General features: G+C 52.3%; 9 protein-coding genes. 1 reads left to right on the forward strand and 8 read right to left on the reverse strand.

From position 1 onward, the window contains the following. Positions 1-632: 632 nt before the first annotated feature. Positions 633-3,548, forward strand: coding sequence for a TIM-barrel domain-containing protein (locus DWB84_RS01140; protein WP_187407922.1), 2,916 nt, complete (start codon positions 633-635; stop codon positions 3,546-3,548). Here DWB84_RS01140 and DWB84_RS01145 read toward each other — a convergent pair. The 8 genes from DWB84_RS01145 to DWB84_RS01180 form a co-directional block, all read right to left on the reverse strand. Then, the gene (locus DWB84_RS01145; protein WP_187407923.1) at positions 3,538-4,419 is read right to left on the reverse strand and encodes an SMP-30/gluconolactonase/LRE family protein; all 882 of its coding nucleotides are present in this window, start codon (positions 4,417-4,419) and stop codon (positions 3,538-3,540) included. The genes DWB84_RS01140 and DWB84_RS01145 overlap by 11 nt on opposite strands. Next, positions 4,416-5,381, reverse strand: a complete 966-nt coding sequence (yjfF, locus tag DWB84_RS01150) for a galactofuranose ABC transporter, permease protein YjfF (RefSeq protein ID WP_187407924.1) — start codon at positions 5,379-5,381, stop codon at positions 4,416-4,418. The genes DWB84_RS01145 and yjfF overlap by 4 nt, the downstream gene beginning before the upstream one ends. Further along, entirely contained in the window at positions 5,378-6,409 is a 1,032-nt protein-coding gene (locus DWB84_RS01155; RefSeq protein WP_222867976.1) for an ABC transporter permease, read from the reverse strand. The genes yjfF and DWB84_RS01155 overlap by 4 nt, the downstream gene beginning before the upstream one ends. 4 nt (positions 6,410-6,413) lie before the next feature. Continuing rightward, the gene (locus tag DWB84_RS01160; RefSeq protein ID WP_187407926.1) at positions 6,414-7,922 is read right to left on the reverse strand and encodes a sugar ABC transporter ATP-binding protein; all 1,509 of its coding nucleotides are present in this window, start codon (positions 7,920-7,922) and stop codon (positions 6,414-6,416) included. A gap of 5 nt (positions 7,923-7,927) precedes the next feature. Next, on the reverse strand, positions 7,928-8,905 hold the full coding sequence (locus DWB84_RS01165; RefSeq protein WP_187407927.1) for an ABC transporter substrate-binding protein: 978 nt from the start codon (positions 8,903-8,905) through the stop codon (positions 7,928-7,930). A gap of 78 nt (positions 8,906-8,983) precedes the next feature. Further along, a complete protein-coding gene (locus DWB84_RS01170; protein ID WP_187407928.1) occupies positions 8,984-10,579 on the reverse strand; it encodes an aldehyde dehydrogenase (NADP(+)) in 1,596 nt (531 codons plus the stop codon). A 15-nt stretch (positions 10,580-10,594) separates the two neighbouring features. Further along, complete coding sequence (locus DWB84_RS01175) at positions 10,595-11,365, reverse strand: SDR family NAD(P)-dependent oxidoreductase (RefSeq protein WP_187407929.1); 771 nt, start codon at positions 11,363-11,365, stop codon at positions 10,595-10,597. A 53-nt stretch (positions 11,366-11,418) separates the two neighbouring features. Next, on the reverse strand, positions 11,419-13,152 hold the full coding sequence (locus DWB84_RS01180) for an IlvD/Edd family dehydratase (protein WP_187407930.1): 1,734 nt from the start codon (positions 13,150-13,152) through the stop codon (positions 11,419-11,421). Positions 13,153-13,198 lie beyond the last annotated feature (46 nt).

Genomic DNA, 13,198 nt, shown 5'->3' on the forward strand with positions numbered 1-13,198 from the left:
AGTCGAGAGCGCTGATGCCGGAAGGCCGCGCAAATCCGATCCGTCAGTCGTTTTCCGTCGGTTTATTCATTTAGGGAAAATCCCCCCATGGAAGGTGATTTATCCCGTTTTCTGCAAATAAATTTGCATTAACAAAAAAGAGAATTTTTTAAGCCAATTTATTCTGCCTTCTCTGTTTTACTCGGCTTATGCAAATGCAGTTTTCGTCAGCGAGTGCGACCTTGTGAAACCTGTGTTCTCAAAAGTTAGCCAAGCGCGCTAGTTTTTCGAGGTGGCCTCAATCTCACCATAGCGCCTATTGGGAATCAATTGAGCGTAAGGCGAAATGTGATCAAATAATCAATTCATATGATTAATATAATTTATCTCGATATTGGCACATATTTGACAGAGTAGTACTACGATGGTGGGTTTTTCGTGATTTGTGTCACAATTGCGCGCCGTTCTCTTATGTTGGCTGGAACCCCTAAGAGATGGCTCCTGGGGTTCTATACTTGATGGCATTCGGTGGCAGAAATCGACCGATGTTCAATAAAAAAATGGACGTGTAGTTATTGAAAAACCGTCTTAAAAATCAGCCGGGCATGGCGTTTTGAGATGATCCAGAAAAATAAATCATAACCGGGGGCTTTATGCTTCGACGATCAACCTTTTTATTTATTGCTGTTTTGACAGCTTTCTTATTGTCTGGGTGTGTTGGCAATATTATTGACAAGGGCACGGCCAGTAAGGAGCAGGTGGTAAAGGATCGCTATGGCGTGACAGTAACGCTCGCAGGAAGTGAAGTGCGCAAGTTGCGCATTCAATTCTATGCGGACGATATAGTGCGCGTCACCGCGACGCCGCAAAGCGATTTTGCCGATTTGCCGGATTATTTGATGGTCAATGCCAAGCCGGCTGCGGTTTCCTTCGATATGGTGAATACCGAGACGCAAGTGCAATTGCGCACCCGCGCTTTGGAAGTGCGGGTGGATTTGGCGAGCGGCAAAATCAGCTATTTTGACCGCGCGGACAACCCCATTTTAGCGGAAGCCAATCGCGGCCGCTTTGGCCCTGTGATTGACGAACCGGGCCCGGTGGCTGCGGATTCCTATTCCATTCAACAACAATTTATTCCCGAGCAGGGCGAGGCTTTTTACGGCTTGGGACAACATCAGAATGGCCTGGTCAATTACGCCGGCCACGATGTCGAGCTGACCACTTATAACCTGGAAATAGCCATTCCCTATTTAGTATCCAGTAAAAATTATGGTTTGCTGTGGAATAACGCCTCCGTCACCCGTTTCGGCGATCCGCGACCTGCCGCACCTTTGGCAGATGCCTTTGAACTCTACGATGCCAATGGCAAAAAAGGCGGGCTCACCGTGCGTTATTACGACGGCAATAAGCTGTTGCTCACCCGCACAGAAGCGGATGTCGATTATCAATTTTTAAGTCATGCCTCCGTGCGTGAAAATCCCTTGCCGCCGGAAGCCGAAAAAGCCAAAGATCTTCGCATAGTCATCAGCGGAACACTGGAAGCGAAAAATTTTGGCAAACATACCCTGAAAATGTACTCCAGCGGTTATGCAACCTTGTCGCTGGATAATCAGCAATTGCTGCACCGCTGGCGCATGAACTGGAATCCCTGGTATCACAATACTGATGTGGAATTTAAAGCCGGCGAGAAAAAATCCCTGGTGGTCGAGTGGAAACCAGGCGGTGGTTATTTCCGTCTGTTACAAAATGCTCCGCAGACTCCTGCAGAAGAACAATTATTGTCGCTGGCGAGCGACACAGGCAAAGCCATTGATTATTTTCTGGTGGTCGGCAAAAACAAAGACGACGTAATTTCCGGTTATCGCCGATTGACTGGCAAAGCTGTTTTATTGCCTAAATGGGCCTACGGCTTCTGGCAGAGTCGCGAGCGCTATAAAACCCAGCAGGAAATCATCGACACAGTGACGGAATATCGCAAGCAACGCATTCCAATCGACAACATCGTGTTGGACTGGTCCTACTGGCCGGAAGATGCCTGGGGCAGCCACGATTTTGATCCGCAATTTTTCCCCGACCCGCAAGGCTTAGTGGATAAAGTGCATGAACTGAATGCACAGATCATGATTTCCGTATGGCCGAAGTTTTATCCCACCACTGAGCATTACAAAGAACTCAACGTCAAAGGTTATATGTTCAACAAAAATATTGATGCGAAAAATTACGACTGGATCGGCCCCGGTTATTTGAACGCGTTTTACGATGCGTTTTCAGCGGAGGCGCGGGAAATTTTCTGGCGCCAGATGGACAACAAAATCAATCGTTTTGGGTTTGATGCCTGGTGGTTGGATGCGGTTGAGCCGGATATGCATTCCAATATCAGTTTTACTGCGCGCAAGGATTTTATGACGCCGAATGCGTTGGGAACAGGAGCGGAATATTTTAATGCCTATGCGCTGCCCCATGCGGAAACCGTATATCTGGGCGATCGAAAATCCGCGCCGGAAAAACGCGTATTTATTCTGACCCGTTCCGGTTTCGGCGGCATTCAGCGCACTGCATCCGCTATTTGGAGTGGTGATATAGTGTCGCGCTGGGACGATATGAAAGATCAAATTGCTGCAGGTATTAATGTCGGGCTTTCCGGTATGCCGAACTGGACGTTTGATATCGGCGGATTTACGCCGGAAGATCGTTTCCGTTCCAGCAAAAAAGGTTTTGTCGGACCTTATACGGATCTCGATTCAGACCAAGTAGCTGAGTGGCAGGAGCTGAATACCCGCTGGTTCCAGTTCGGTGCCTTTGCGCCATTGTTCCGCGCGCATGGACAAAACCCCTATCGCGAAATTTATAACATCGCCGCTCCCGGTTCTGAGACTTATGAAAGCATCGCCTGGCATATTCGTTTGCGCTATCGCTTGATGCCATACATTTATTCCGCGGCGGGCGATTTTTATCATAAAGACGGCACCTTGATGCGCGGCTTGGTAATGGATTATGCGCAGGATCCGGCCGTATGGAATATCAGCGATCAATATATGTTTGGCCCGGCATTTTTGATCAACCCGGTATACGAATTCAAAGCGCGCAGTCGCTCTGTATATTTACCGCGAGGTAATGACTGGTACGACTTCTATAGCGGAAAACGTTTCTCGGGTGGTCAGACAATAAAAGCAGATGCTCCCTATGCACGTATGCCGATTTTTGTAAAAGTTGGTGCAATAGTACCAACGGGTCCGGATATTCAATATGTGGATGAAAAACCTGCTGATCCGTTGACCGTGACCGTATATACAGGCGCGAATGGCTATTACGAATTGTATGAGGATGACGGCAAATCCTACGCCTACGAAAAAGGCGCTTATTCGCGCATTCCGTTCAGCTATGACGAGGCGGCAGGCACTTTGACGATTGGCGAGCGCAAAGGCGAATTTGCCGGTATGGTCAAGAATCGCGAAATTCGCGTGCGCTGGATCAGTGGTCCGCGCCAAGATGCTGCGGACTTTTCGACCCAGGATACGTCAGTGCAATACAACGGCAAATCTGTGAAAGTCTCGCGCTTCAAATCTTGAAGCGCGTTTCCGCCAGGCCGGTGAAAGGAGTTCGGTAAATAAAAAGATGACCGGCCTGCGGCTCTCGTTTTAATTGCTCCGCATCCAATCCCACTCGCGCGGTGGTGACGAACAGCAGATTCATGTCTGCCCCGCCAAAAGTAACGCAGGTCGGTTGAGTGACGGGTAAATTCAATTCCGCACTCGGCTGGCCTTTTTGATCGTAACGAATCACTTTGCCACCAGCCCACAAGGCGTTCCACAAATAGCCTTCCGCATCCACGACTGAACCATCTGGCTCAAAAGGTGGTGTAGTGGTTACGTAAACGCGCGGCGCGCCGGGAATACCGCTGACAGGATCGAACTCGCACACATTAATGGTGTAGCGGGTGGAGTCGGCAAAATAAAATTTATCGGACTCAGGGCTCCAACAAATGCTGTTGGAAATGCCGATGCCGCCAAAGGTTTTGCGATATTGGTTGCCGCTCAAGCAATAAATACTGCCTTTTTCACCGTTGGCGATATCCGCTTTTTCCACCATGCTGCCAGCCCAGAAACGGCCTTGGCGGTCGACGCGTCCATCGTTAAAACGGTGGCCGGGAAAATCGGCTTCCGGTCGTGCGAGCCACTCGCGTTCGCCATTTTCCGGATTGAATAGCGCAAAACCGGAGGCAAATGCACAAATCAGCGTATTGGGATCGTCGGTAAAACCGAAGGAACACAAACGCTCCGGCAAATTAAATTGCGTCAGTGCGCGGTTGGCCAAAACAAGTCGATACAGTCTGGACTCGTGAATATCCGTCCACCAGACGGCCTGCTGGCGCTCGTCCCACAGAACGCATTCACCCAAGGTGTTGGCGGTTTCGATGATATCGACTAATTCGAAGGTCATATTTTCGCTTTTTTCGTTCCGAATCCTGCGGAAATGCCACGCTGGAAAATAATGAAAGCCAGCACGAGGCTGCCGATAAAAATTTTCGTCCACCAACTGTTGAGCGAGCCGTGGAAGGAAATCCAGGTTTGAATCAGTCCCATGATCATGACGCCGAGCAGAGTGCCCAGCACATAACCATAACCGCCGGTGAGCAATGTGCCGCCGATCACCACTGCGGCAATGGCATCCAGCTCCATGCCAACGCCGGAGAGGGCGTAACCGGATGCGGTGTAGAAGGTGTAAACAATTCCGGACAGGGCGGCGAGCGTTGAACTCAAGGTGTAAATGCTGATGGTGGTGAGGCCCATAGGCACACCGAGCAGCGCGGCGGACGTGGAATTACCGCCGAGCGCGTAGATATAGCCACCCAGACGCGTGAAATGCGCGAGCCACAGGCCGAAGGCAAATACGACAATCAATAAAAGCGTTGCGCTGCCAATCCAGCCGCCCAACACACTAAAGCCGAAATTATTGACGGAATCGAAAAACGAATGAGTGATGGGAATGGATTGCTCGCTGAGCACTGTCGCAAGACCGCGCGCGAAAAACATGCCCGCCAAGGTCACAATAAACGGCTGCAGTTTATAGACGTGAATCAGCGCTCCCATAATTGCGCCAAAAGCCGCTCCAGCAATTAGCACAACCGGAATTGCCTGCAATGGGTGCCAGCCGTGTTTTTCCACCAGAATCGCGCACAGCACGCTGCTCAAAGCGAGCACGGAGCCGACACTCAAATCTATGCCGCCGGACAAAATCACGAAGGTCATGCCGAGCGCCATAATGGCGAGAAAGGAGTTATCAGTTAATAAATTCAACAGCACGCGCGGGCTGGCAAAGCCGGAAAATTGCAGCGAGCCGGCAATGAGCAGCGCGAGGAATAAAACAGCGGTGACGACAACAGGAATAAAGCGAGCGCTCATGACTGACTTTCCACCACTGCTGAATTTTCGGCTTTATGTTTGCGGGCGAAAAAACCGCGGATTTGTCCGCGCAGAATCGGCGATTGCAACAGCAACACCGTAACAATGATCAGCGACTTGATCAGCAGGTTAAATTTCGGATCTATGCCGCTCATGATGATGGTGGTGGTCATGGCCTGAATAATCAAAACACCAATCAAGGTTAGTGGCAGAGAAAAACGCCCGCCCGCTAGAGATGCGCCGCCAAGTACCACGGCGAGAATCGCGTCCAATTCCAGCCAGAGTCCCGCGTTATTGGCATCGGCGCCGTGAATATCCGCTGTAATAATCATGCCCGCAACCGCTGCGCACAGGCCGGACATCACATACACCGACCATTTGATGGTGCGCACTGGAATACCGATATAGGAACTGGCTTTGGGATTGCAGCCGCTCGCCTCGATAAACAATCCCATTGCGGTGAGACGCACAAACGCCTGCGCCAATAAAAAAATGCCCAGGGTAATCACCACAGGGGAGGGCAGGCCAAAAATAGAGCCGACGCCTATAGAGGCAAACGCGGGATTTTGGAAAGTGACGATTTGGCCGTCGTTGATCAGCTGCGCGATACCACGCCCGGCCACCATCAAAACCAATGTGGCAACTATAGGTTGGATACCGAAAAAACTCACCAAACCGCCATTGACTGCGCCAGCAACCACGCCGACAAACAAACCTGCGAGCACGATTAGCGAAATGGAATCGATCGAACTGTTGAGCAGATTGGCGCACACGGCTCCTGTGATAGCGATAACCGCACCCACACTCAAATCAATGCCCCCGGTGGCAATCACCAACGACATGCCAATCGCCAAAAGCGCACAGGGCGCGCTGCGGTTGAGCACGTCCACCAAACTGCCGTAAAGCCGCCCGTCCTTGAATTCCAGATGGAAAAATTCCGGACTCAAAATCAGGTTGGTGAGCAGAATCAGCGCCAGTGCCACAACCGGCAGCAGGAATCGTGAATCGAATAATTGAATCGTTCGCATAGAATCAAACCGGTGTGGCGATGGCCGACAGTACGGAATTTTCCGTAATGGCATCGCCTTCGATCATGCCGACCATTTTTTTATCGCGCATGATAATAACTTTGTTACTGAAGGCGACCAGCTCCTCGATTTCGGAGGACGCGACTATCAGCGTCATGCCCTCAGCGCACAATTTGCGGATCAATTCGAGAATTTCCGCGTGCGCACCTATATCGATACCGCGAGTCGGTTCATCGAGAATAAAAATTTGCGGCTTGGTCATCAGCCAGCGCGCCAGAATCACTTTTTGCTGGTTGCCGCCGCTGAGTTGCCCGATGGGTTTTTCCGCATCGCTACAAACGATTTTTAATGCGCGTATGGCTTCGTCCACCAGTGCTTTTTGCTGTTGCGCACGTATCGGACGCCACCAGCCTTTTTGCGCCTGCAGGGCGAGCAGCAGGTTTTCCCGCACACTCAAAGGATCGACTATGCCTTCAGTTTTGCGATCTTCCGGACACAGGGCAAAGCCTTTTTTGATGGCAGCGGCGGGCGAGTTGGGACGGAATTCTTTGCCAGCCAAGGACACTTTGCCGGAAGTGACGTGACTCAAGCCGAACAACATGGAGCAGATTTCGCTGCGGCCGGAACCGAGCAATCCGGCAAGTCCAATGGCGTCACCCTGGCGTGCTTTGAAATTCAATTGTTCAACGCCGTTGGCGATGGTGACAGAATCCGCCTCCAACAACACATCTTCTTCGCGACCGGCGGGCGGGCAGTGATGCGACAGGTGTTCGAGCGCGTGTAATTCTTTGCCGAGCATATGCGCAACCAGCTCATTGCGCGGCAGTGCGTTGGTCGCAAAAGTGCCGACGCGTTCGCCGTTGCGCAAAATCGTAATGCGATCGGTAACTTCGTAAACCTGATCGAGAAAATGGGTGACGAATAAAATGGCCACACCGCTGTCACGCAGATCGCGCATTACACGAAATAACAGCGCTACTTCGCGCGCGTCGAGGCTCGCGGTAGGTTCGTCGAGAATCAAAACTTTTGCAGAACAATCCACCGCGCGCGCAATGGCAACCAGTTGTTGCACGGCAATGGAATAAGAGGAGAGTGGTTCGTTGACGTTAATGTCGAGGTCGAAACGTTTTAGCAGTTCAGTGGCGCGGGCGCGAATTTTTTTCCACTGAATACAACCGAAGCGGCGCGGCTCGCGTCCGAGATAAAGATTGTGCGCAACGCTGAGATTCGGCAGTAGATTGACTTCCTGATACACAGTGCTGATGCCCAGCTTCTGGGCATCGCTCGGTGTCTGCGGCGATATGGTTTTATCGCCGAGAATAATTTCGCCACCATCCGCCGAATAAGCGCCCGTCATCACTTTAATTAAAGTGGATTTGCCAGCGCCGTTTTCGCCGAGAAGCGCGTGGATTTCGCCTGCTCTCAGTTCCAGGTCAACGCTGCGCAATACGCTGACCCGATTAAAACTCTTACAAATTTTATTGAGCTGTAACGCCGCTGGTCGCGCAGTCATGGGAATTACTTCTTGCGCTTGGCGTATTCTTCGGCGGCGGTTTCCTGGGTGTAGACGCCACCGTCAACGGTAATCAGTTTTGGAATATCCCGTTTTCCGCTCAAATAAGCTTCGATCGCATCAAATGCCGGGCCGCCCATATGCGGACTCAATTCCACTGTGGCATTGGTGTCGCCATCAGCCATGGCTTTGAAAATATCCGGCACTGCATCGACGGAGACGATCAAAATATCTTTGCCAGGATTCAGCCCTGCTTCTTTAATGGCGAGCACAGCACCCAATGCCATTTCGTCATTGTGGGCCCACACAGCGCAGATATTTTTGCCGCCTTGTTCCGCCTTCAAGAACGCTTCCATCACCTCTTTGCCTTTGCTGCGGGTGAATTCACCGGTCTGAGAGCGAATGATTTTGGCATCTGGGTAAGCGGAGATCACTTCTTTGAAGCCGGCCATACGGTCGATAGCGGCGGTTGCACCTACGGTGCCTTGCAACTCGACGATATTGCAGGTGCCGCCCGTGGCTTCCATCAACCAGCGCGCGGCTTTGCGGCCTTCTTCGACGAAGTCGGAGGCGATACGGGTGAGAAAGAGGGAGTCGTCATCCAGGGCCATATTGCGGTCGACAATCACCACTGGGATGCCCGCGCGTTTGGCTTCCACCAAGACAGGCTTCCAACCGGTTTCCACCACTGGGGCAACCACTATGGCGTCTACGCCCTGGGCGATAAAACTGCGGATCGCTTTGATTTGGTTTTCCTGCTTTTGCTGGGCATCGGAAAACTTCAGGTCGATGCCACGACGGGCGGCTTCAGCTTTTACCGATTCCGAAAAGGAAGTGCGCCAGCTGCTTTCGGAGCCGACTTGGGAGAAGCCGATCACCAGGGCTTTTTTCCCCTGATTGCCATGATCATGATCAGCTTGTTTTCCGGATTCACCGCAGCCTACGAAGGCGAGCAGGCATGCCAGCAGATAGATGATTCGCATAAGTAACCCTGTTTCATTATTTTTATCGTTGACTGTTAAGGCTCGCCGGACCGAACGAGCCGCTGCAAGGTCAGCCTATCAAGCGATAGGCTCAGCCGTTCTGACTCCATTGACCAGTCTGGTGATACCCAGCGGGTTGTGGTTGCGCAGAGCGGGTGGCAAAAGCGCTTCTGGGTAGTTCTGATAACAAACGGGACGGACAAAACGCATAATCGCATTAGTCCCCACTGAGGTAAAACGGGCATCCGAGGTTGCCGGGAAGGGGCCGCCGTGTACCATTGAATGACACACTTCCACCCCTGTCGGGAAGCCGTTGACGACCAAGCGGCCCGCCATTTCGACCAACTGGTCGGCCAGAGCAGCAAAGTCGGCCAATTCCTGTTCTGTGCCGTGCAGGGTAGCGGTAAGTTGCCCCGGCAGCTTGCGCGCCGCATTCAGCATTTCGCTCTCGTCGCGGCAGCGAATGATGATGGACGCGGGACCGAAGGTTTCTTCCAAAAGTTCGGGTTTTTCCAGAATGGTCGCTGCGGTGCTGCCAAACAAAGTCACCTGTGAATAGAACCCTTTCTGCCCGTCCGGCGCTTTACCCTGAGCGAGAATTTGCAGATCACCCGCGCTAATGCGCTCGTCCAACGCCTTCCCAAACGAATCACAGATACGATCGTTCAGCATCACAGCGGGAGCGGCGTCTGCGACAAGTTTGCTCGCTGCGGCGATGAATTCCTCCAGGTGCGGGCCTTCAACCGCAAACACCAAGCCTGGCTTCACACAGAACTGGCCGGAACCCATGGTGAATGAACTGACGAACCCGGCCGCCAGACTTGCGGCGTTGTTCTTCAGAGCCTGGGGCAGCAGGAACATAGGGTTGACGCTGCCCATCTCTGCAAACACAGGGATAGGGTCGGGACGCTGATTGGCAAGTGCAACCAGAGCGCTACCGCCGGCAAAGGAACCGGTAAAGCCCACGGCTTTCACCGCCGGCGCCTTGACCAGTTGGGCTCCGACTGCGTGGCCTTGGTCGATCAGAAACGAGAAAACACCGCGCGGCAGGTCTGCTTGATTGACCGCCTTGGCAATGGCCTGGGCGACCAGTTCGCTGGTGCCCGGATGAGCCGGGTGACCTTTGACTATAACAGGGCAACCGGCGGCGAGAGCTGCCGCTGTATCGCCACCAGCAACGGAAAAGGCGAGGGGGAAGTTGCTTGCGCCAAATACGACTACCGGGCCGATCGGCTGATTGATATGGCGGATATCCGGCCGCGGCAGAGGTTGACGGTCGGGAAGTGCGGTATCGATGCGCGCGTCGAGATAGTCGCCGGATTCGATATAGCTGGCAAACATGCGCAATTGGTTGCAGGTGCGGGCGCGCTCGCCTTCAGCGCGGGCACGTGGATAACCAGTTTCTTCTGAGACGCGCTCCAATAATTCGTCGCCGAGCTCCATTATTTGATCGGCGCAGCTGCGCAGAAAATCCGCGCGCACATTCAACGGTGTGTGCTTGAATTTTTTGCTGGCCGCCTCGGCCATGCGCACCGCTGCTTCGACTTGCCGATTGGAGGCAATGGAAATTGCCGGCATCAAACGCTTTCCGTTGGTCGGATTGACTGCGTGGAATGCTCCGCCGTCGCCAGCGGTCCACTCACCGCCAATTAATTGTTTCCCCGAAATCGTCATGTTCACTCCAATTAATCAGATCCAGCCGCCGTCGACGATAAAATTTTGTGCTGTGCACATTTTGCTGTCGTCAGAGGCGAGAAAAAGTGCCATCGCGCAAATGTCATCTGGCATAAGGCGATCTTTCAAGCACTGGCTGCGCTGAATATCTTTTAAGGTTTCTTCGTTCACCCAATCCCGCAATTGCCGTTCGGTCATAACCCAGCCGGGAATAAGGGTGTTGATACGAATATTGTCTTTGCCGAGATCGCGCGCAAGTCCGCGCGTTAATCCTTCCATGGCGGCTTTTGACGTGGTGTAACCCGTCATATTTCCCTGGCATTCGTACCAGCTCATGGAGCCGAAATTAATAATCGATCCACTGCCGAGGGATTTCATTTGCGGATAGACCGCCTGAATGGCAAAAAATGCGTGACGCAAATTGACGTTGATGCGACTGTTCCAATAATTTTCATCAATCGTACGAAAATCGTGGCGAGTATCGCTGGCAGCGTTATTCAACAATACGCTGATAGGACCAATTTCGTCGCAGACGATATTTATCGTGTTTTGTAATTCTGCCGTTTGGGTGATATCGCAGAAAAAAAATCGCGGAGCGGTTACACCTTGAATTTCGCTGAGGCGTTTGCACAGCTGCTCGGCATCGCTCTCCAAAATATCGACAAATGCCACGCGCGCGCCCTGACGGCAAAACGCCTCCACTAAAGCAGCGCCTATACCGGAAGCTCCACCGGTAATAAAAACCACTTTGTCTTTAAGACTCGGGTATGAATTGCTGAGCGCCATAAATGGAGTTCTCGTAAATCAAGACGTACAGGTTTCTAACTAAGGGTGTTGTCTCAGTGAGAATGCGCAGGAACATCCGCGCCGCGACAACCCACCAGAAAATCAAAATCGCAGCCTTCATCCGCTTGCAATACATGCTTGCGGTAGAGCTCGAGATAGCCGCCGGTTTTGATGAACGGTTGATTTTTTTTCAGCACCTCAATGCGCGCTGCAATTTCTTCATCGCTCACTTCCAGATGCAGCACACCATTTTCCGCATCCAGCATAATCATGTCGCCGTCTTGTACTGCGGCGAGAGGGCCGAATTCCATCGCTTCCGGTGCGACGTGAAGAACGACTGTGCCGAACGCGGTTCCGCTCATGCGTGCGTCGGAAATACGCACCATGTCGGTCACGCCTTTTTTCAAGATTTTTGCGGGCAGCGTCATATTGCCAACTTCCGCCATGCCGGGATAACCCTTCGGCCCGCAATTTTTCATCACCATGATGCAGGTTTCGTCGATATCCAGCGCCTCATCATCAATTCGGGCTTTGTAGTCGTCGAAATTGTTGAACACTACGGCGCGGCCGCGGTGTTTCATCAAGTGAGGGCTGGCGGCGGAGGCTTTCAATACGGCGCCACGCGGAGCCAAATTGCCGCGCACAATGCAGATGCCGCCGTTTTTAACCAATGGGTTTTCGAAGGTTCGAATAACGTCATCGTTGTAGCAAGCAGCGGATTGAACGTTTTCCCAGATGCTGCGGCCGTTGGCGGTCAAGGCATCTTTTTCCAGCAAATTGTTCTCGCCCAGGCGGCGCAGTACCACAGGCAGGCCGCCCGAGTAGTAGAAGTCTTCCATCAAGTGTTTGCCGGAGGGCAACAGGTTGACCAGTGTTGGGACGTTTTTACCGTAGGTCTGCCAGTCGTCGAGTGACAGCTCAACGCCGATGCGCTGGGCAATGGCTTTCAGATGGATAACGGCGTTGGTGGAACCGCCGATGGCTGCGTTGGTGCGTATGGCGTTGATAAAGGCTTCGCGTGTGAGGATCTTACTCAGCCTTAAATCCTCTTCGACCATTTCCACAATGCGCATGCCGGAAAGGTGGGCCAAGGCATAACGGCGGGAGTCGACAGCGGGAATAGCAGCGTTGTGGGGCAGGGAGGTGCCGAGTGACTCGGCCATACAGGCCATAGTGGACGCTGTTCCCATGGTGTTACAGCTTCCCGCAGAGCGGGACATGCCCACCTCCGCAGTGAGAAATTCTTCCAGAGAAATCTCGCCCGTTTTCAATTTTTCGTGCATTTGCCAGACAAGCGTGCCAGACCCCACATCTTTTCCTTGATGTTTACCATTGAGCATAGGCCCGCCGGAGACTACTATGGCCGGAACGTCACAACTGGCTGCACCCATCAGCAGTGCCGGGGTGGTTTTGTCACATCCGACTAGAAGTACCACGCCGTCGATGGGATTCCCGCGAATGGCTTCTTCCACATCCATGGAAGCCAAATTGCGCGTCAGCATGGCAGTAGGGCGAAGATTGGATTCGCCATTGGAAAAAACCGGGAACTCAACGGGAAATCCGCCAGCCTCGTAAATACCTTGTTTTACGCGATCGGCGATTTGGCGCAAATGAGCATTACAGGGGGTCAGTTCTGACCAGGTATTGCAGATGCCGATGACAGGTTTTCCTTTGAATTGATGCTCTGGAATTCCTTGATTTTTCATCCAGCTGCGATACATAAAACCGTTTTTGTCATTGGTCCCAAACCATTGGGATGACCGTAAACTTCTCTTCGGTTTGCTCATGGAGAATCAATCTTTGTTAGGGGCGATTTAAAGCATACATAATAGC

Origin of the sequence: Saccharophagus sp. K07 (genome assembly GCF_014336955.1) — a bacterium.
Taxonomy (GTDB): Bacteria; Pseudomonadota; Gammaproteobacteria; order Pseudomonadales; family Cellvibrionaceae; genus UBA5868.

Bases quoted from the DNA above. Each gene is read 5' to 3' on its own strand.
- DWB84_RS01140 (WP_187407922.1), top strand. From the start codon at position 633: ATGCTTCGACGATCAACCTTTTTATTTATTGCTGTTTTGACAGCTTTC.
- DWB84_RS01145 (WP_187407923.1), bottom strand. From the start codon at position 4,419: ATGACCTTCGAATTAGTCGATATCATCGAAACCGCCAACACCTTGGGT.
- yjfF (WP_187407924.1), bottom strand. From the start codon at position 5,381: ATGAGCGCTCGCTTTATTCCTGTTGTCGTCACCGCTGTTTTATTCCTC.
- DWB84_RS01155 (WP_222867976.1), bottom strand. From the start codon at position 6,409: ATGCGAACGATTCAATTATTCGATTCACGATTCCTGCTGCCGGTTGTG.
- DWB84_RS01160 (WP_187407926.1), bottom strand. From the start codon at position 7,922: ATGACTGCGCGACCAGCGGCGTTACAGCTCAATAAAATTTGTAAGAGT.
- DWB84_RS01165 (WP_187407927.1), bottom strand. From the start codon at position 8,905: ATGCGAATCATCTATCTGCTGGCATGCCTGCTCGCCTTCGTAGGCTGC.
- DWB84_RS01170 (WP_187407928.1), bottom strand. From the start codon at position 10,579: ATGACGATTTCGGGGAAACAATTAATTGGCGGTGAGTGGACCGCTGGC.
- DWB84_RS01175 (WP_187407929.1), bottom strand. From the start codon at position 11,365: ATGGCGCTCAGCAATTCATACCCGAGTCTTAAAGACAAAGTGGTTTTT.
- DWB84_RS01180 (WP_187407930.1), bottom strand. From the start codon at position 13,152: ATGAGCAAACCGAAGAGAAGTTTACGGTCATCCCAATGGTTTGGGACC.